Source organism: Amycolatopsis eburnea (assembly GCF_003937945.1).
GTDB classification, from domain to species: Bacteria; Actinomycetota; Actinomycetes; order Mycobacteriales; family Pseudonocardiaceae; genus Amycolatopsis; species Amycolatopsis eburnea.
On the sequence record NZ_RSEC01000055.1, the window covers coordinates 117,845 to 137,043 of the forward strand.

General features: G+C 71.5%; 18 protein-coding genes. 13 read left to right on the forward strand and 5 right to left on the reverse strand.

Translation table 11 applies throughout. The features are described 5' to 3' along the window. Window positions 1–348 precede the first annotated feature (348 nt). The 3 genes from EIY87_RS25175 to EIY87_RS25185 are packed head-to-tail and all read left to right on the forward strand — an operon-like array spanning window position 349 to window position 2,727. Complete coding sequence (locus EIY87_RS25175; RefSeq protein WP_191984259.1) at window positions 349–1,314, forward strand: hypothetical protein; 966 nt, start codon at window positions 349–351, stop codon at window positions 1,312–1,314. Between the two features lie 7 nt (window positions 1,315–1,321). Beyond that, complete coding sequence (locus EIY87_RS25180) at window positions 1,322–1,924, forward strand: hypothetical protein (RefSeq protein ID WP_125312356.1); 603 nt, start codon at window positions 1,322–1,324, stop codon at window positions 1,922–1,924. 20 nt (window positions 1,925–1,944) lie between these two features. Further along, complete coding sequence (locus tag EIY87_RS25185; RefSeq protein WP_125312357.1) at window positions 1,945–2,727, forward strand: DUF1684 domain-containing protein; 783 nt, start codon at window positions 1,945–1,947, stop codon at window positions 2,725–2,727. On the opposite strand, the gene EIY87_RS25190 is transcribed toward EIY87_RS25185, so the two are convergent. Then, complete coding sequence (locus EIY87_RS25190; protein ID WP_125312358.1) at window positions 2,724–3,209, reverse strand: AMIN-like domain-containing (lipo)protein; 486 nt, start codon at window positions 3,207–3,209, stop codon at window positions 2,724–2,726. The genes EIY87_RS25185 and EIY87_RS25190 overlap by 4 nt on opposite strands. A gap of 162 nt (window positions 3,210–3,371) precedes the next feature. After that, a complete protein-coding gene (locus EIY87_RS25195) occupies window positions 3,372–4,049 on the reverse strand; it encodes an MBL fold metallo-hydrolase (RefSeq protein WP_125312359.1) in 678 nt (225 codons plus the stop codon). Between the two features lie 110 nt (window positions 4,050–4,159). Here EIY87_RS25195 and EIY87_RS25200 point away from each other — a divergent pair, with 110 nt between their 5' ends. Further along, entirely contained in the window at window positions 4,160–5,365 is a 1,206-nt protein-coding gene (locus EIY87_RS25200) for an acyltransferase family protein (protein ID WP_125312360.1), read from the forward strand. A 77-nt stretch (window positions 5,366–5,442) separates the two neighbouring features. Next, entirely contained in the window at window positions 5,443–8,304 is a 2,862-nt protein-coding gene (uvrA, locus tag EIY87_RS25205; RefSeq protein WP_125312361.1) for an excinuclease ABC subunit UvrA, read from the forward strand. Between the two features lie 3 nt (window positions 8,305–8,307). Here uvrA and EIY87_RS25210 read toward each other — a convergent pair whose 3' ends face one another. Beyond that, complete coding sequence (locus EIY87_RS25210) at window positions 8,308–8,844, reverse strand: fibronectin type III domain-containing protein (protein WP_125312362.1); 537 nt, start codon at window positions 8,842–8,844, stop codon at window positions 8,308–8,310. Between the two features lie 222 nt (window positions 8,845–9,066). Between EIY87_RS25210 and EIY87_RS25215 the strand changes: the two genes are divergently transcribed. From EIY87_RS25215 to EIY87_RS25230, 4 genes are all read left to right on the forward strand, one after another. Next, complete coding sequence (locus tag EIY87_RS25215) at window positions 9,067–9,570, forward strand: COG4315 family predicted lipoprotein (RefSeq protein WP_125312363.1); 504 nt, start codon at window positions 9,067–9,069, stop codon at window positions 9,568–9,570. A 146-nt stretch (window positions 9,571–9,716) separates the two neighbouring features. Beyond that, window positions 9,717–10,268 carry a sigma-70 family RNA polymerase sigma factor gene (locus tag EIY87_RS25220; RefSeq protein WP_026469270.1) on the forward strand — a complete coding sequence of 184 codons (552 nt, stop codon included), beginning with the start codon at window positions 9,717–9,719 and terminating at the stop codon, window positions 10,266–10,268. After that, entirely contained in the window at window positions 10,265–10,972 is a 708-nt protein-coding gene (locus EIY87_RS25225) for an anti-sigma factor family protein (RefSeq protein ID WP_125312364.1), read from the forward strand. The genes EIY87_RS25220 and EIY87_RS25225 overlap by 4 nt, the downstream gene beginning before the upstream one ends. Window position 10,973: 1 nt before the next feature. Next, entirely contained in the window at window positions 10,974–11,417 is a 444-nt protein-coding gene (locus EIY87_RS25230; protein ID WP_125312365.1) for an SRPBCC family protein, read from the forward strand. Between the two features lie 100 nt (window positions 11,418–11,517). Here the strand turns inward: EIY87_RS25230 and EIY87_RS25235 are convergent, their stop codons facing one another. Further along, window positions 11,518–12,957 (reverse strand): MFS transporter, encoded by a 1,440-nt coding sequence (locus tag EIY87_RS25235; RefSeq protein WP_125312366.1) that lies wholly within the window; start codon window positions 12,955–12,957, stop codon window positions 11,518–11,520. A 105-nt stretch (window positions 12,958–13,062) separates the two neighbouring features. On the opposite strand from EIY87_RS25235, the gene EIY87_RS25240 reads away from it, so the two are divergent. Further along, the gene (locus EIY87_RS25240) at window positions 13,063–13,455 is read left to right on the forward strand and encodes a winged helix-turn-helix transcriptional regulator (protein ID WP_125312367.1); all 393 of its coding nucleotides are present in this window, start codon (window positions 13,063–13,065) and stop codon (window positions 13,453–13,455) included. Window positions 13,456–13,549: 94 nt separating this feature from the next. Here EIY87_RS25240 and EIY87_RS25245 read toward each other — a convergent pair whose 3' ends face one another. Continuing rightward, window positions 13,550–14,890: a cation:dicarboxylate symporter family transporter gene (locus tag EIY87_RS25245; RefSeq protein ID WP_125312368.1), complete on the reverse strand. Its 1,341-nt coding sequence runs from the start codon at window positions 14,888–14,890 to the stop codon at window positions 13,550–13,552. 150 nt (window positions 14,891–15,040) lie between these two features. Here EIY87_RS25245 and EIY87_RS25250 point away from each other — a divergent pair, with 150 nt between their 5' ends. The 3 genes from EIY87_RS25250 to EIY87_RS25260 all read left to right on the forward strand — a co-directional run bounded on the left by EIY87_RS25250 (window position 15,041) and on the right by EIY87_RS25260 (window position 19,122). Then, window positions 15,041–16,615, forward strand: a complete 1,575-nt coding sequence (locus EIY87_RS25250) for a sensor histidine kinase (RefSeq protein ID WP_125312369.1) — start codon at window positions 15,041–15,043, stop codon at window positions 16,613–16,615. Continuing rightward, window positions 16,612–17,280, forward strand: a complete 669-nt coding sequence (locus EIY87_RS25255; RefSeq protein ID WP_125312370.1) for a response regulator — start codon at window positions 16,612–16,614, stop codon at window positions 17,278–17,280. The genes EIY87_RS25250 and EIY87_RS25255 overlap by 4 nt, the downstream gene beginning before the upstream one ends. Window positions 17,281–17,373: 93 nt before the next feature. Further along, the gene (locus EIY87_RS25260; protein ID WP_125312413.1) at window positions 17,374–19,122 is read left to right on the forward strand and encodes a M64 family metallopeptidase; all 1,749 of its coding nucleotides are present in this window, start codon (window positions 17,374–17,376) and stop codon (window positions 19,120–19,122) included. The last annotated feature ends 77 nt before the right edge of the window (window positions 19,123–19,199 follow it).

Here is a 19,199-nt window from a genome sequence, read left to right on the forward strand (position 1 = left end):
CCTTTTCGAACGAGGCAGGGGAGTGCTCGTCCGGAACGTCTCGGCAGGTTTTCGGCCCAGGTGAAATCGGCCTTTTCCCGCGGCGGCCGGAAACGCGCCGGAACCCGCCACTGCCCGCCTCGGCCTGGGTGCTGCGATGAGGAGGTGTGTGATGGAAAGCCACTCGATCTGGGCCCTGATCTTCGGGGCCCGCTGAGCCCGCGGTGGGAACCCGGCCGGCCGGCACGCGGGGGGCCGGCCGGCCGGGCATTCCGCTGATCGCGTGTCCGGGATTTGTCACGTCACCGCCGCCCGTGACCGCTGGTAATGTCGGCAGCTCTTTCCACCGGCGGCGCGGAAGGGGGTGGGATGACGTCGGAGAACTCGTTCCCGTTCGTGCGCGAACTGAACGAACTGCGCCGCGGCCGCGGGCTCGACGCGGCCGACCTGCACCAGCGGATCGGCCCCTGCCTGCGGGCGGCCTGCGAGATCGCCGACGACGACCCGCCCGCCGCCGCGCGGCACAAGGTCGTGCTGCGGCTGACCGAGCTGTGCGGGCGGCTGCCCGCGGACCTGCGGCTCGCCGCGCTGGCGGCTCTCGGCCTGCACGAAGAGGCGGCCGGCGAGTTCCTCGACCGGCGGATCTCCTGGCTGGCCAGCGTCCTCGACCGCGACCCGCGCACCGCGCGCCGTCGCATCGACCTCGCGTTCCGCCGGCTCGACGAGCTGCTCGGCGCGCCCGCGCGCGAGCGCGACCTGCACCCGCTCGCCGGCTGGTACGTCGAGTCGATGAAAGCCGTGCTCCGGCTCGACCGCGACGCGCCGGACGTGCAGGAGGAACGCCGGATCGTCGCGGAGGTCGACGAGCTCGACGAGCTGGTGCTGTCGTTCAGCGTCCCCGCCGTGCCGGGCCTCGACCCGGTGCCCGCCATCGCCGCGGACGTGCTGTTCGGCGGTGAGATCGTCGAAGCGCGCCAGGTTTCGGCGAGCCACGCCCAGTTCGTCATGCGGCTGCCCAGCCCGTTGCGGCTCGGGCAGCGCCACGAATACGGCATCCGCTTCGCGCCGCAGCGCTCTTCGCTGCGGCCGTACTACGTCATGACCCCGTTGCGCCGCTGCGAGAAGTTCTCGGTGCGGGTGCGGTTCGACCGCGACGCGCCGCCGTCGCGGGTGTGGCGGCTCAACGGCGTGCCCGGCCGCGTGATCGACGACGGCACCGACTCCGGCGACGCGCTGACGGTCAACAGCCTCGGCGAGGTCGGGCTCGAGTTCCACGACCTGCACCAGGGGCTCAGCTACGGGCTCCAATGGTCGTCCGATCCCGGCGGGGACTGACCCGGCCGTGCGCACCGACCCGGTGACCGCGACCGTCGTCCGGCTCGGGATCGTCGCCCCGAGCCGGGGCCGGACCGCTCGCGCGGTGCACCTCGGCGTCACGCTCGACGCGGTGCTGGACGAGGTGTTCGAACGCGTCCCGGTGCCCTACCGCACGCCGACCTGGTTCCGCCGCGCCGAGGGCGACGCCACGACGTTGATCATCCCGCCGACGGTGCCGCGCGGCTGGATCGCGGCGGACCTCGTCGCGCTGCTCGCCGGGGCGCTGCGGCGGCGCAACCGCCACCTCAACGAGTTCGGCAAGCTCCGGCTGCGGGTGGCCGCCGACCACGGCGACGTCGTGCTGCGCCCGCCCCACTTCGGCGGCGCGGCGGTGGCGCTGGCGACGTGGCTGTGCGCGGCCGAGGAGCTGAAGGCGGCGATCGCGGCGGCACCGGAGCTGGACCTGCTGCTGATCGTCTCCGACCGCTTCCACACCGCCATCGCCGACGACCCCGGCTACCGGCGGATCGTCGTCCCGGCCGGCGGCGAGCGCGAAATCGCGTGGCTCGGCGGTCCGGATACTGGGACGCGGAATACCGGCACCGGCGGCGGGTTGGCACCGTCGTAGCCGATCGGAAGGGGCCCGCGATGAGCACGTTCACGCAGGAGTGGCAGGACTGGAAGACCCAGCGGGAGGCGGACCTCGCGGCCCCGCACGGCTGGCTGGCGCTGGTTTCGCTGGACTGGCTGACCGACTCCCCGCGCGAATACCCCGGCATCCCCGGCCGCTGGTGGCAGGACGCGGATGCGGCGTACGTCGACCCGGCCGGCGCTTCGCTGACGCACGAGGGCACGCCGATCACGGAGGTCCGCAGGTTCGAGCTGGTCAACAGCGGCGCGGGCACCCGGGTGCTGGCGGGCGACGTCGAGATCGAGGTGGCCCGCCGGTCCGGGTACCTGATCCGCGTGCACGACCCGAAGGCAGAGGTGCTGCGCGAGTTCCACGGCATCCCGGCGTACGAGCCGTCGGAGTCGTGGGTCTTGCAGGGGCGGTTCGAGCCGTTCGACGAGCCGCGCCCGACCACGGTCGGCGCGGTGGTGGAGGGCCTGAGCCACGTCTACACGGCGCCGGGCGTGGTCCGCTTTTCGCACGGCGGCTCGTCGCACACCCTGACGGCGTTCAACGGCAAGGACGGCGGCTTCAGCATCCTGTTCACCGACGGCACGAGCGGCGTCACGACGTACGCGGCGAACCGCTCGCTGCCGGTCGGCGCGCCGGCAGCGGACGGTTCGGTGACGCTGGACTTCAACCGCGCGGTGAACCTCCCGTGCGCGTTCACGGACTTCGCCACGTGCCCCCTCCCGCCGGCGGGCAACGACCTGCCGTTCGCGGTGGAGGCGGGGGAGAAGATCCCGTACGAGCGCGGTTAGGAGGCGACGTCGATCACGACGCGGTTGGGCGCGGTGAGCGTGAAGACGTGCACCGCGGTCCGCGTCCGCACCCCGAGCCCGATGGAGAGGTGCGCCTCGAAGTCCCCGGTGACGGCGACGGCCATGACGTTCCGGAGGTTCCGCGTCCGGAACTTCTGCGGCCCGGTGTAGGTGAGGTTCCCGTTCACGTCGTGCGCTGCGGCCGGCGTGGCGGTGACGTTGACGAAGTACTGGCCGGTGAGCCAGACGATTTCCCCGCTCGGATCGGCGGTCAGCTCGTCGAGCAGCTGGTAGCCGACGGCGGGCGCGGGACCGGAGCTCAGGTCGAGCACGATCCGGTCGAAGCCGGTGTTCAACCCGGTCCGGATGTTGGTCATGGCCGGGATGACGGGCCCTGCGGCTTGCGCCGGAGCGGCGGCGGCGAGGGCACCGGCGATGAGGATGGTGAGTGCGGCGAGCGCGCGCCGTGTGGGTCTGGACATGGTGGGCCTCCTGGCGGAGAGAACCGGTGGAAGTCCCAGCGCTGGGTCTGCTGTGGACGTCCGGTTCGTCCGGGAGTTGCCCAGGAGTCCTCTATCGTTACCCGGCTGCTCCGAACGGGTCAGCACCCGCCGGCTTCGTACGCGCGCAGCTCGCCGGCCAAGTCACCAGCCGCGCTCGCGCCACTCCTTCAGCTTCGCCCGCTCGGCGCCCAGCGTCGAGTCGTCGCCGTGGCCCGGGTAGAACCACGTCTCGTCCGGCAGCTCGCCGAAGATCCGCGACTCGACGTCGTCCAGCAGTGACCGGAAGTCCTCCGGGGACGTCGTCCGCCCCACGCCGCCCGGGAACAGCGAGTCGCCGGTGAACAGGTGCGGGTGGCCCGACGGGTCGCGGTAGAGCAGGGCGATCGAACCCGGCGTGTGGCCGCGCAGGTGGATCACCGAGAGGGTGACCTGGCCCACCGAAAGCGTGTCGCCGTGCTCGACCAGGAAGTCCGGCGGGACCGGCAACGGCGGGGCGTCCAGCGGGTGGGCCGCCGTGTTCGCGCCGTTCGCGCCCGCGACCGCGCCCAGTGCCTGCCAGTGGTCCTGGTGCTGGTGGGTGGTGACGACCGTCTTCAGCGCGGGCCGGTCCGGGCCGTGGCCGATCAGGTCGGAGATCCGCTCCGGGTCGCTCGCCGCGTCGATGAGCAGTGCCTCGTTGTCCGCCCGGCACACCAGCAGGTACGTGTTGTTGTCCATCGGGCCGACGGACAGCTTGGTGATGGTCAGCTCGTCCAGCGTGCGCCGGGTGGCGTCGCCGCCCGGGTCGACGTGCCCGGTGTAGGTGTCCACGATGTTCACCGTGCACACGGTAGTCGTTTCGCTCCAACCGGTTCCACCCGCACAAGCGCGCGGCCGCGGCGGCACGTAGGCTCACGGCGACCCCCAGCCAGCCCGACCTCAGGACGACCGTGCCCACCTCCCCGACGCCGCGCCGGATCAGCTGGGACCTCCTTCGCGTCGTCGCCGTCCTCGCGGTCATCCTCGGGCACGTCACCCACCAGGGCGCGCTGCTGCACCCGGAACTCACGGGGTACCCCTTCCGGGTGACAGCGCAGTTCGGCGCCGCGATCCTCCTGGTGATCTCCGCCTTCTTCGTTTGCGCCAGCCTCCGCAAGGGCGATCCGCGCCGGTGGCTGTGGAACCGCGTCGCGCGTCTCGTCCCCGCGTACCTCGTCGCAGTCATCGTGACCTACCTCGTGACGCGGTGGGCGGCCATCTCCTTCAGCGGACTGCCCTACCCGCCCGGCGTCACCGGGTTCCTCTTCGGGGTCCCGCAGGGGCCGCCGACGAACCCGTCGCCGTGGTACATCCCGACGTGGCTGGACCTGGTCACGAACCTCGGCATGGTGCAGGAGTGGGGCATCCGCTGGGACGCCTTCTACTACCTCGACGGCTCCTACTGGACCCTGCCCGTCCAGCTCATGGCCTTCACCGGCGCCGCGCTGCTGTGGCCGCGGCCGTGGCGCACCCACCGGCTGACCGTCGCCCTGCTGTGGGCGCTGATCCTGGTGCCGCTCACGCTGCGCTTCGTGGTCTTCCCGCCCGGGACGGCGAGCCCGCTCGTCGAGACGTTCTACTACGGCCTCGGCCTGCACCGGCTGCACGTCTTCGCGATCGGCGTCGCGATCTGGCTGTGGTCGCAGCGGCGCCTGAAGAGCTGGCACGTCGCGCTCTTCGTCTTCGCCGCCGTCGCCGCGCAGGACCTGCAGGTCTTCCCGTTCCACGTCGCGCTGCCGCAGGACGCGCTGCGCTGGCCGTCCACGATCGGGTTCGCCGTGCTCCTGCTGCTGGTCTGCCTGGCCGCCCGCGGCCCGGACTGGCGGTTCCCCGGGCTGGCGCGGATCGCCCCGGCCGTCACCTGGCTCGCGGGCATCTCGTATGGTCTTTATCTGGTGCACCAGGAACTGGGTTACATCCTGGCCCGCGCTCTGCTCGACCTCGGCCTCCCCGGCTGGCTGCGGCTCCCCGCGGTCGTCGGCGCCGCCGTGCTGGCCGGCTGGGCGGTCACCGCGGGGGTCGAGCGCCCGGCCCACCGGTGGCTCACCAGACGCCGGAAGCCCGCAAAACCGCAGGTGGAAGACGCGGAACCCGTTTTTGTCGGTGGTGGCTCGTAGCATGGATCGCGGCCACCCGTGCAGCTTGAGACCGGGTCGGCGACCGCAGCTGAAGAAGACATTGAGAGGACCCTGGCGTGGCTGATCGCCTCGTTGTTCGCGGTGCCCGCGAGCACAACCTCCGCGGCGTGGATCTCGACCTGCCCCGCGACAGCCTGATCGTGTTCACCGGCCTGTCCGGGTCGGGGAAGTCGAGCCTCGCCTTCGACACCATCTTCGCCGAGGGCCAGCGGCGCTACGTCGAGTCGCTCTCGGCGTACGCCCGGCAGTTCCTCGGGCAGATGGACAAGCCGGACGTCGACTTCATCGAGGGCCTCTCGCCCGCGGTGTCGATCGACCAGAAGTCCACTTCGCGCAACCCGCGTTCGACCGTCGGCACGATCACCGAGGTCTACGACTACCTGCGCCTGCTCTACGCCCGCGCCGGCAAGGCGCACTGCCCCAAGTGCGGCGAGGCGATCAGCAAGCAGACCCCGCAGCAGATCGTCGACCAGGTGCTGGAGATGGACGAAGGCGTCCGCTTCCAGGTGCTCGCGCCGGTGGTGCGCGGGCGCAAGGGCGAGTACGTCGACCTGTTCGAGAACCTGCAGCAGCAGGGCTACGCGCGCGTGGTCGTGGACGGCACGGTGCACTCGCTCACCGACCCGCCGAAGCTGAAGAAGCAGGAAAAGCACCAGATCGGCGTGGTCATCGACCGCCTGAGCGTGAAGTCGTCTTCGCGCCAGCGCCTCACCGACTCGGTCGAGACGGCGCTGCGGCTGGCCGACGGGCTGATCGAGCTGGAGTTCGTCGACCTGCCGGAGAACGACCCGCACCGCATCCGCGGCTTCTCCGAGAACCTCGCCTGCCCGAACGGCCACCCCCTCGCCATCGAGGACCTCGAGCCCCGCTCGTTCTCCTTCAACTCGCCCTACGGCGCCTGCCCCGAGTGCACCGGCATCGGCATCCGCAAGGAGGTCGACCCGGAGCTGGTGGTCCCGGACGACGAGCTTTCGCTGGCCGAGGGCGCGATCGCGCCGTGGTCGGGCGGCCAGAGCGCGGACTACTTCATCCGCCTGCTCGAGTCGCTGTCGGAGACCATCGGCTTCCGCATGGACACGCCGTGGCGGCGGCTGCCCGCGCGCGCCCAGAAGGCGGTGCTGCACGGCGTCGACGAGCAGGTGCACGTCCGCTACAAGAACCGCTACGGGCGCCAGCGCTCGTACTACGCGGCCTTCGAGGGCGTCATCCCGTTCCTCGAGCGGCGGCAGGAGCAGACCGAGTCCGAGTACATGCGCGAGCGGTACGAGGGCTACATGCGCGAGGTGCCGTGCCCGGCGTGCCAGGGCACCCGGCTCAAGCCGGAGATCCTCGCCGTGACGCTGGCGCACAAGACCCGCGGTGACATGTCGATCGCCGAGGTCTGCGCGCTGTCCATCGCGGAGGCGTCGCAGTTCCTCGACGAACTGGAGCTGGGCCAGCGCGAGGCGATGATCGCCGGCGCGGTGCTCAAGGAGATCCAGGCACGGCTGCGCTTCCTGCTCGACGTCGGCCTGACGTACCTCTCGCTCGACCGCGCGTCCGCCACTCTTTCGGGTGGGGAAGCGCAGCGGATCCGGCTGGCCACGCAGATCGGGTCCGGCCTGGTGGGCGTGCTGTACGTGCTGGACGAGCCGTCGATCGGCCTGCACCAGCGCGACAACCACCGCCTGATCGAGACGCTGACCCGGCTGCGCAACCTGGGCAACACGCTGATCGTCGTCGAGCACGACGAGGACACGATCCGCTCGAGCGACTGGGTGGTCGACATCGGCCCGGGCGCGGGCGAGCACGGCGGCCACATCGTCCACAGTGGACCGTACAAGAAGCTGCTGAAGAGCAAGGAATCGCTGACCGGGCAGTACCTGTCCGGCCGCAGGCAGATCGAGGTGCCGGCGATCCGGCGGCCGGTCGACAAGAAGCGGCAGCTGACCGTCGTGGGCGCGCGCGAGCACAACCTGCGAGGGCTGGACGTCTCGTTCCCGCTCGGCTGCCTGGTCTCGGTCACCGGCGTCTCCGGCTCGGGCAAGTCCACGCTGGTCAACGACATCCTCGCGACGGTGCTGGCCAACAAGCTCAACGGCGCCCGCCAGGTGCCCGGCCGGCACACCCGCGTGAACGGCCTCGGCAACGTCGACAAGCTGGTGCGCGTCGACCAGTCGCCGATCGGCCGGACCCCGCGGTCCAACCCGGCCACCTACACGGGTGTCTGGGACCACGTCCGCAAGCTGTTCGCCGCGACCACCGAGGCGAAGGTGCGCGGCTACCAGCAGGGCCGGTTCTCGTTCAACGTCAAGGGCGGGCGCTGCGAGGCCTGCGCCGGCGACGGCACGATCAAGATCGAGATGAACTTCCTCCCGGACGTCTACGTCCCCTGCGAGGTCTGCAAGGGCGCGCGGTACAACCGGGAAACCCTCGAGGTGCACTACAAGGGCAAGACCGTCTCGGACGTGCTCGACATGCCCATCGAGGAGGCCGCGGAGTTCTTCGAGCCGATCAAGGCCATCCACCGCCACCTGCAGACGCTGGTGGACGTCGGCCTCGGCTACGTCCGGCTCGGCCAGCCCGCGCCGACGCTGTCGGGCGGTGAGGCGCAGCGCGTCAAGCTGGCCAGCGAGCTGCAGAAGCGCTCGACCGGCAAGACGGTGTACATCCTCGACGAGCCGACGACCGGCCTGCACTTCGAGGACATCAACAAGCTGATCGGCGTCATCAACGGGCTGGTCGACAAGGGCAACTCGGTGATCGTGATCGAGCACAACCTCGACGTGATCAAGACCTCCGACTGGATCATCGACATGGGTCCCGAAGGCGGTTCGGGCGGCGGCACGGTGATCGCCGAGGGCACGCCGGAGCACGTCGCCGGGGTCGAAGGCAGCTACACGGGCGAGTTCCTGCGGACGGTCCTGGCAGCCGAATAGGCGTCACCGCTCCTTCCCGGTGGTCTGGTGGACCACCGGGGAGAGCGGGCCGTAGTGCAGCGTCCGGAGCCGGAAGGCCGAGTTCTCCTCACCGGGGAGCAGCGACAGCGCGCACGTGGTCGTGTCCGGGTCGGTCACCTCGACCGGGTCGAAGTCCGGCGCGCCCGGGCGGCGGATCTCCACGAGGTACCCGGCTTCGCCGCTCGCGCGGTCGGTCCAGGTGAACGTCACCGTGTCGCCCGAAGTCACGGCGCGCAGGTCGGTCGAGACCGGGCCGGTGAACGGCTGCACCCGGTAGTAGAACGGCGTCTCCGGGATGAGGTCCGGGTGGTGGTAGCTGGTCGTGTGCGCGGGGAGGAACCGCAGCGTCGTCCACGGCCCGGCCGGGTCGTTCGCGTACTCGACGCGGTGCCCGGCGTCGTCGTCCGGCCAGGTGAGCACCACATCCGTGGGTGAGGTCAGGGTCGCCGTGAACGACGGCGGGGCGGCGGCGCAGCCCGCGGCCAGCAGCGCCACCAGGACGAGGGGTTTCGCGGACACGGCGGCTCCCGGGACGAGCGGGGCGGCGGGGCGAACCCGGTCAGCTTAGGAACCGCACCCGTCCGGCGACAAGATCGTGCCGATCACCGGGACGCACCAATCCGCGCGCGCCGTGGCGCCGAATCGCGTGATCCCGGCTGAACCGTTCTTCGCGACCGTCCGTGTTACCCGGTGTCGAGGTCCGCCGGACGGCGGTGCCGCCCTCACCGAGGAGAGAACGTCATGAACCGTACCCGGCCGGTCGTCGTCAGCGCGGTCGCGCTCGTCGCCGTCGCCACGTTGTCCGCCTGCGGTGAGATGGCCGACGGCGCCCAAGGGCCGCAACACGGTGAACCGGGGCACAAGATGCTCGCGGTCGCGACGATCAACGGGGTCGGCGCCGTGGTCACCGACGCCGACGGCAAGACGCTCTACCGGTTCGACAAGGACCTCTCGCAGCCGCCGACGTCCAACTGCGACGGCGAATGCGCGACCGCGTGGCCGCCGATGCTCGCCGGGGTGGCCACGCCGATGCTCAAGGGCATCCAGGACACCCAGGTCGGCACGACGACCCGCAAGGACGGCAGCAAGCAGATCACGCTCAACGGCTGGCCGCTCTACGGGTTCTCGGGCGACAAGGCGGCGGGCGAACTGAACGGCCAGGGCGCCAACGGCACCTGGTTCGCGGTCGCCCCGGACGGCAGCAAGATCACCGCGGGCGGCAAGGCCGGCGGGTCCGGGTACTGACCACCGACGGATTTCCGGGCAGAACGAGGAAGGACGGGCAGCCGATGAACACCATGGTCGCGCTGCGCTCGGCGCACGCACCGCCGGTGGCCCTGCGGGTTGCAGTACTGTCCTCGCCGACTCAGAACACCGTCGGGAGGACGAGGGTGGCCATAGGAGGCAGGCGGCCTAAGAAGGCCAAGGGCGAGGACCTGATTCGGCAGCTGTACGCCGAACACGGGCGGAGCCTGCTGGCCTACGCGACGAGGCTGACCGGAGATCGGGCGGCGGCCGAGGACGTGGTCCAGGAGACGCTGGTCCGGGCGTGGAAGCACGCGGACGACTTGCAGAACGACGGGAAGGGCTCGGTGCGCGGCTGGTTGCTGACCGTCGCCCGCAACCTGGTCACCGACCGGGCCCGCGCCCGGGCGGCGCGGCCCCAAGAGGTGGCCGAACCGGCCGAAGGCGTGCCGACGCCGGCCGTCGAACGCGATCACGCCCAGGGCGTGGTCGACTCGATGACCGTGCTCGGCGCGATGGACGGCCTTTCGAACGAGCACCGAGAGGTCCTGGTGGAGATCTACTACCGGGGACGGACGGTGGCCGAAGCGGCGAGAACACTCGGCGTCGCACCGGGTACCGTGAAATCAAGGTCTTACTACGCACTGAGAGCACTGAGAGCGGCGATGATTTCGAGCGGAACGGAGGTGGCGCGATGAACTCGGTGGACGAGAGTCACACGCAGCTCGGCGCGTACGCCCTCGGCGCGCTCGATCCCGCGGAGGCGGCCGACTTCGAGCGGCGGCACCTGCAGACCTGCGCGCAGTGCCGGTTCGACCTGAACGAGCTCGTGGCGTTGCGCGAGTCGCTCGACGAGGTACCGCCCGAGGCGTTCCTCGACGGGCCGCCCGAAGGCGGGGACCTGCTGCTGCAGAAGACCTTGCGCCGGGTGCGCGACGAAGAGCAGGCGGCACCGGCCACCCGTTCGACGTCGAGGCGGGGCCTGGCCCTCGTCGCGGCGGCGGTGCTGGTGGTGGCCGCGCTCGGCGGCGGGGTCCTGGTGGGACGGCAGACGGCCGAGCCACCGCCCCAGGCGCTTCCCGGGCCGGAAGTGCCCGGCACGAAGACCGTCGAAGGCCGGGATCCGGCGACCGGGGTGCAGCTGACCGCGTCGGTGAGCCCGTTCCAGGGCTGGGTCCGGACGAACGTCAGCGTGAAGGGCGTCCGAGCCGGCGAGAAGTGCCTGCTCCAGGTGGTCACCAAGGACGGCAAGGCGGTGACCGCCGGCAGCTGGCAGGTGTCGGAGAAGTGGGAGAGCCAGGGCTTCTCGCTCGACGGGTCCGCGCTGGTCGCGCCCGACGACGTCAAGTCGGTCGACATCGTCACGGTGGACGGCCGGAAACTGGTCTCGGTCCCGGTGTGACGTGAGGGGCGCGAACTACCGGTTCCGCAGCACGTGGCTGCTGCCGGGAACCGTGCCCGAGCGGGTGTTCGGCGTGGTCACCGACCTCGCCGGCTACCCGCGGTGGTGGTCGGACGTCCGCGCGGTACGCCGCGTGGACGACGACACCGCCGAACTGGTCTGCCGGTCCCGGCTGCCGTTCCGGCTCGTCGTCCGGATGCACCGGGACCACCAGGACGAGCGCACGGGCCTGATGCGGGTCAGGCTCAGCGGCGACCTCGACGGGGTACTGGCCGGTGCGGTCCGCGCGGCGGGCGCGGGCACACTGCTGGAGATCACCCAGGAAGTCCAGGCTCGCAAGGAGTTGCTGCGGCGCCTCGACGCGGTGGCCCGGCCGCTGTTCCGCGCGAACCACGCGCTGATGATGCGGCGGGGCCACCGCGGCCTTTCCGCCTACCTCACCTGATCACCCGGCCCCAAGCACCCCAATGTGGCGTTGGTTGCGTCAGACGCACCCAATGTGGCGTTCGGTGCGTCCAACGCACCGAACGCCACATTGGGGCGCTTCAGGCGCGACCGGCGGTGCAGACCGCGGGCTCGGCCTCGGCAGCCGGGGCCGCGGGAGCCGGGGGAGCGGCGGCGCGGGTGCGGCGGGCCAGCACCAGTGCTCCCAGCGCCACCGCGGCTACCAGGAAGCCCGCGCTGACCCCGTACGCCAGCCGGAACCCCGCCGCCAGCGCCTCCCGGTGGTCACCACCGAGGCTCGCCGTGCGAGACGCCGCCACCGAAGCCAGCACCGCCGTGCCGATCGCCGCCCCCACCTGCTGGGTCGTGTTGATCAGCCCTGACGCCACGCCCGCGTCGGCCGCCGGGACGTCCGCCATCGCCAGCCCCATCAACGCCGGGATTGCCGCCCCCGCGCCGAGGCCCATCACCAGCAGAGGCGGCAGGACGTCGGTGAAGTACGACCCCGACACCCGCGTCAGCAGCACCAGGCCTGCGATCACCAGGCCGAGCCCGGACAGCAGCACCGCCCGCGGCCCGAACCGCGCGGTGAGCTTGTCCGCGAGGCCGAGCGACGCCACCGCGATCACCAGCGGCACCGGCAGGAACGCGACGCCCGTGCGCAGCGCGTCGAGGCCCAGCACCTGCTGCAGGTACAGCGCGGTGACGAACTGGAAGCCGAGCATGCCGGCGACCATCAGCACCATCACCAGGTTCGCGCCGGTCACCGCGCGGATCCGGAACAGCCGCAGCGGCAGCAGCGGCGTGCGCGCCTTCGCCTGCCGCAGCACGAACGCGGCCAGCAGGACGACCGCCGCCGCCAGCGCGCCCCACACCGCGGACGAAATCGCGTAGACGCCCAGCATCACGGCGCCGGTGACGAGCAGCGCGCCGAGCACGTCCAGGCCCGCCCGCAGCCCGGTCCGGCGGTCCGGCGCGACCACCCGGACGGCCAGCAGCAGCGCGGCCACGCCGATCGGCAGGTTGACGTAGAACGTCCAGTGCCAGCTCAGCGCCTGCGTCAGCGCGCCGCCCGCGATCAGCCCGATCGACGCGCCCGCCGCCTGCGTGAAGCTGTAGACGCCGATCGCGCGGGCCCGGGCCCGCGGCTCCGGGTACATCGTCACGATCATCCCGAGCACCACGGCCGACGCGAGCGCCCCGCCGACGCCTTGGGCGAACCGCGAGGCGACCAGTACGCCCGCGTCCGTCGCGAGGCCCGCGACCAGGGAAGCCAGCGTGAACAGGGCCAGCCCGCCGAGGAAGACGCGGCGGCGGCCGAGCAGGTCGCCGAGCCGGCCGGAGATCAGGAGCAGGCCGCCGAAGGCGACCAGGTAGGCGGTGACCACCCAGGCGAGCCCGGCGGGCGTGAACCCGAGGTCGGCCTGGATGGCGGGCAGCGCCACCGCGACGATGCTGCTGTCCAGCACGACCATCAGCGAGGCGGCGCACAGCACCGCCAGCGCGAGGCCGCGGGAGCGGGTGGGGTGGTTCTCGGCCATCTGAGGCCCCTCCAGTCGAGTGTTCCCCCTGGTCGTCGCCAGGGCACTTCTTGTAACAGTGCCCATCATGTGTGACCATGGGAGCCCGCGTAAGGAGGCACTTCCATGTCCCAGGGGAACATCGGTGTACCCGTCCAGGTCACGGAGATCGACCCGGAAAAACTCGATGTCTGCACGGTGCTGGAGGTCATCAACCGCATCAGCGGGAAGTGGGCGATCGGCATCCTGCTGGAGGCCATCCGCGGGCCCGTGCGGTTCACCGAGCTGGAACGCGCGGTCAACGGGATCAGCCGCCGGATGCTGACGCTGACCCTGCGCAACCTCGAACGAGACGGCCTGCTGAAGCGCACCATCTACCCGACGGTGCCGCCGCGGGTCGAGTACGAAGCCACGCCGATGGCCAAGGAGCTGTACCAGTCGCTCAACGGCCTGCTCGGCTGGGCGGAACGCCACCGCGACGACATCGCCGCCGCGCGCGTGGCCTACGACGTGGCCTGAAACGTGGATCGGGCCGCGGTGCGAGGTCGGGGAGACTCGCACCGCGGCCCGCGGTGGCTCGTGCTCAGCGGGGGCATGAGCACGAACGTCTGCGTTACTTCGCGACGGCTTCGGCGGGTTCCCGCTCTTCGTCGACCATCGTGGCTTCGTCGAACGGCGCCTGCCCGGCGAACACGCGCTGGGCCTGTTCCCGGTCGAACTCCTTGGTCCAGTTCCCGATGAGGACGGTCGCGACGGCGTTGCCGGCGAAGTTCGTCAGCGCGCGGGCCTCGGACATGAACCGGTCGATGCCGAGGATGAAGCCGACGCCGTTGACCAGTTCCGGCCGGTGCGACTGCAGGCCGCTGGCCAGGGTGGCGATGCCGGACCCGGAGACGCCCGCGGCGCCCTTCGACGCGATGATCATGAAGACCAGCAGGCCGATCTGCGCGCCGATCGACAGCGGCTCGTCCTGCGCCGCGGCGATGAACAGCGTCGCCATGGTCAGATAGATCGCGGTGCCGTCGAGGTTGAACGAGTACCCGGTGGGCACGGTGATGCCGACGACGGACTTGTCGACGCCGAGGTGCTCCATCTTCGCGATCAGCCGCGGCAGCGCCGACTCCGACGACGACGTCGAGAGGATCAGCAGGAACTCGCGGCCGAGGTAGCGCAGCAGCTTCAGGATGTTGACGCGGGCGCCGAACCACAGCACCAGCCCGAGGACCACGAACACGAAGACGAGACAGGTCGCGTAGAACCCGATCATGATCACCGCGAGGCTCTTCAACGCGGCCCAGCCGGTCGCCCCGACCACCGCGGCGATGGCGCCGAACGCGCCGATCGGGGCGGCCCACATGATCATCGCCAGGATCCGGAAGACCAGCTTCTGGAGGTGCTCGACACCGCGCAGGATCGGGGCGCCCTTCGGGCCCAGCTTCTGCAGCGCGAACCCGACGAGCAGCGCGACCAGCAGCGTCTGCAGCACTTCGCCTTCGGTGAACGCGGAGACGAGCGTCTTCGGGATGATGCCGAGCAGGAAGTCGACCGGGCCTTCGGCGCCGGAGGCGGACTTCTGGACGCTCTTAACGTCGGCCGGGTTCAGGTGCAGCCCGGTGCCCGGGTGCAGCAGGTTGCCGACGACCAGGCCGATGGCGAGCGCGAAGGTCGACATCACGATGAAGTAGACCAGTGCCATCACACCGACCTTGCCGACCTTGGCCGCCTTGGCGACCGAGCCGACGCCGATGACGATCGTGCAGAAGATGATGGGCGAGATCATCATCTTGATCAGGTTGACGAAGCCGTCGCCGAGGGGCTTGAGGCCCTTGGCGAAGCCCGGGAAGAGGAAGCCCACCAGGATCCCGAGCAGGACCGCGACGATCACGGCCAGGTACAGGTAGTGGGTCTTGTCCCGCTTGCGCGGGGTCTCCTCGGTGGTCGGTGGGGTCGGCACCGTTGCCTCCAGCTCAGGGGTGTTCCAGGTTGCGGCACACTGTAGGCGCACTTCGGTGACCCGGCTCACTTGTGTTCATTGAGTTCGCGCGACCGTCCCGTTCGGACACCGGGGGAGCGCGTGTGCTGGTATGAGGAGGTGCCCCCGACGATGCGGTCCCGCTGGAGCCTGGCCCGCCAGCTGCTCGTGCTGCAGCTGGTGGTGCTCTGCGTGCTGGCCGGCGCCGGCAGCACGTTCGCCTACCTCGACGCGTCCCGCGCGGTGAACGAGAACGCGCGCGACCAGGTCCGCGCGGTCGCTTCGGCGGTGGCCGACGCCCCGACCGTCGCCGCCGCGGTGGCGACGGCGGACCCGAGCGCGACGCTGCAGCCGTTCGCGGTGCGGGTGCAGGCCGACACCGGCGTCGACTTCATCACGATCATGAGCCCGGCCGGGATCCGGTACACCCACCCGAATCCGGCGCTGATCGGCCAGCACTACATCGGCACCATCGAACAGGCGCAGCACGGGCAGACCTACACCGAGACCTACACCGGCTCGCTCGGGCCGTCGGTGCGCACAGTCGTGCCGGTGTTCGAGCCGGGGCAGCGGGTGGTGGCGCTGGTCGCGGTCGGGATCACCGTCGCGGCCATTTCCGCCGAGCTGCGCGAACGGCTCTGGCCGCTGTTCGGCGTCGCCGGGGCGGTCCTGCTGGTCGGGGCGCTGGGCGGCTGGCTGATCAGTGCCCGGCTGCGGCGCCAGACCCGCGGGGTCGCGCCGGACGAGCTGAGCAACCTCTTCGAGTACCACGAAGCCGTGCTGCACTCGGTCCGCGAGGGCGTGCTGCTCGTCGGCCGGGACGGGCGCGTCGGCCTGTGCAACGACGGCGCGCGCACCCTCCTCGGCCTCGACGCCGACCCGGTCGGGCGCGAGCTGGCCTCGCTCGGGCTGCCGGACGAGCTGGCGCGGGCGTTCACGTCGGCGGAGAACCGGGCCGAGGAACTGCACCTGACCGACTCCCGGGTGCTGCTGGTCAGCACGACGGCCGTCCGCTCGGGCGGCCGCGCGCAGGGCACCGTCGTCGTCCTGCGCGACCACACCGAACTGCAGACGCTGACCGGGGAACTGACCACCGCGCGCGGCCTCGCGGAGGCGTTGCGGTCGCAGGCGCACGAGGCGGCGAACCGGCTGCACACGGTCGTTTCCCTGGTGGAGATCGGGAAACCCGAGCAGGCGGTGGAGTTCGCGACCGCCGAGCTCGCGCTGGCGCAGGAGCTGACCGACCGCGTCGTCGGCGCCGTCGCCGAGCCGGTGCTGGCCGCGCTGCTGCTCGGCAAGGCCGCCGAGGCGAGCGAGCGCGGCGTCGAGCTGACCGTCACGCCGGACACCGTGATCGACGACGTCTCGCTCGGGGTCGCGGCCCGCGACCTGGTGACCATCCTCGGCAACCTCATCGACAACGGCCTCGACGCGGCGGTGCGCGGCAGCGGGCACCCGAAGGTCGTCGTCACGGCCCGCACCGAGGACGACGGCCTGCTGCTGCGCGTGGCCGACACCGGGCCCGGCGTCCCCGACGACGCCGACGTCTTCCGCCGCGGCTGGTCGACGAAGGCGGAAGACGGCCACGGCCTCGGGCTGGCGCTGGTCGGGCAGGCGGTGCGCCGCTACGGCGGCACGGTCGACGTCGGCCGGGACGGCGGCGCGGTGTTCACCGTCCGGCTGCCGCGGCAGGAGGCGAGCCGGTGATCCGGGTGCTGGTGGTGGAGGACGAGCCGGTCGCGGCCGAGGCGCACCGCGTGTACGTCGAGCGGCTCCCCGGCTTTTCGGTCGCCGGCGTGGTCCATTCCGGCGGCGACGCCCTGCGGTTCTGCGAACGCGAGCCGGTCGACCTGGTGCTGCTGGACTTCTACCTCCCCGACACGCACGGCCTGGCGGTGTGCCGGTCCCTGCGCGCGGCCGGGCTCCCGATCGACGTCATCGCCGTGACGTCGGCGCGGGACCTCGGGCTGGTGAAGGCGGCGGTGTCGGTCGGGGTGGTGCAGTACCTGCTCAAGCCGTTCACGTTCGCGACCCTGCGCGAGAAACTGGAGCGCTACGCGGAGTTCCGCGACGCCTCCGGCGAGGTGACCGGCCAGGCCGAGATCGACCGGGCCCTCGGCGCGTTGCGCACGACCGAGCAGCCGCCGCTGCCGAAGGGGATGAGCGTCCAGACCCTCGAAGCGATCCAGGACGCGCTTTCCGGCGCGGCGGAAGGCCTTTCGGCAGGCGCGGCGGCTTCGGCGATCGGCGCGTCGCGGGTGACGGCCCGCCGGTACCTGGAGTACCTGGCGGACAACGGGATGGCCCACCGCGAGCCCCACTACGGCCAGGTCGGACGGCCGGAGGTCTGGTACCGCCTCACTCGCGTATAACGATCTATACGGCGAGCCTCCCGACTTCCGGCGGTTCCGGCGGCGCGGTGCGTGCGGTACACCGGGAAGATCGCCGACCAGGGGAGTGCCGCCATGCGGAAGTGGGCCGGGATCGTCGCAGTCGCGGTCATGGTGCTCGGGCTCGCCACTCCGGCGAACGCCGACGAGCCCGCCGGCACCGTCACCGAGGTCCAGGTGACCGGGCCGGTCGCGCAGCGGTTCAACCTCGTCGTCCTCGGGGACGGCTACACCGCCGCCGAACAGCCCAAGTTCTTCGCCGACGTCCAGCGGCACGTCAGCACGCTCTGGTCGCTCGAGCCGTTCAAGTCCTACCGCAGCTACTTCAACGTCTTCGCGGTGTCGATCGCCTCGCCCGAGTCCGGTGTGGACTGTGACCCCTCGCTCGACGCGCCGAAGAAGAACACCCCGCTGGACATGGGTTTCTGGGGCGGGTGCAACGCGCAGAGCGTGCAGCGGCTGCTCGCCGTCGACGACGCCGCGGCGCAGCGGTACGCCGACCTCGTGCCCGGCACGACCGCGGCGAACCGGCAGATCCTGGCGCTGGGCAACAGCAGCACCTACGGCGGCGCGGGCGGTTCGTACGCGACGGCGTCGGGCGGCAGCGCGTTGTCCGCGCTCATCTCGCCGCACGAACTCGGCCACTCGCTCGGCGGTCTCGACGACGAATACGACTACTACGCGCGCGCGGTTCCCGGCGGCGCTTACGAAGGCGGCGAGCCTGACTCGATCCACCACACCCTGCTGACCGAGAAGCAGCTGCGCGACCAGCACGCGAAGTGGTGGCGCTGGCTCGGCGAGCCGAGCGAGTCCGGCGGCCCGATCGGCCGCTTCGAAGGCGGTCTGTACACGCAGACCGGCGTGTGGCGGCCGAGCGAGCACTCGATGATGAAGACCCTCGGCTACGCCTTCGACCAGGTCGGCCGCGAGCGGATGACGCAGCGGATCTCGGCGAAGGTCCCGCTGGTCAGCGGTGGCACGCCGGCCGGGACGATCGGCGCCGACCGCGTCGTGTGGCTGCGGACGATGCACCCGGTGAGCCACCGCCTGGACGTCCGCTGGACCCTCGACGGCCGTCCGCTGCGTGGTTCCGACGCCCTCGATCTCCGGCAGGCGCACGTGAAGCCGGGCAAGCACACGCTGACGGCGACGGTGACCGACCCGACGCCGTTCGTCCGCGACCCGGCGGTCCGGCCGACGGCCACGCGCACGTGGACCGTGGACACCTCGGTGGTGACGCCGCCCGCGAGCGGCCCGGCCGTCGTCGCGTCGACCCCGACCGCGCAGCCGGTCGGCGGGCACGACGTCGTCTACGTCGAGACGGGGGAGCCGACCGGTTCGGTGCCCTTGGTGCGCTGGGCCCTCGACGGAAAGCCGGCCGGGACCGGGCCCGACTTCGCCCTCTCGGAGACGCGCGGTGCGCACACGCTGACCGCGACGACCGGCGGCACGACGCTGACCTGGACGGTGGACGCCACGGGCCCGACCACGACGGCCGAAGCCCCGGCGGGCCAGGTGGTCCACGGCTCGTTCACGATGCGCCTGACGCCGTCGGACGGGATGGCGGAGTTCCGCGTGGACGGCGACGGCTGGCACAAGTACTACGGCTGGCCGACGGACCCGGACGCGCCGTACCTGTTCACCCCGCGCGGCACCGACATCGACGGCCTGGCGTACGGCAACCTCGGCACGGGCGGGCTGACCGTGTCGCCGTTCGCCGAGCGAGCCCCGGGCTACGGGCGGCACCGCATCGAGTACCGCTCGATCGACGCGGCAGGCAACACCGGCCCGGCGCGCTCGTTCGAGGTGACGCTGCTGCCCTGAGCCATCCCACAGCCGGCGGGCGCTTGGTCTGCCCGGGCTCGCGGGATGTCATGAAAGAGTCGTTCATGTCGTCTGGC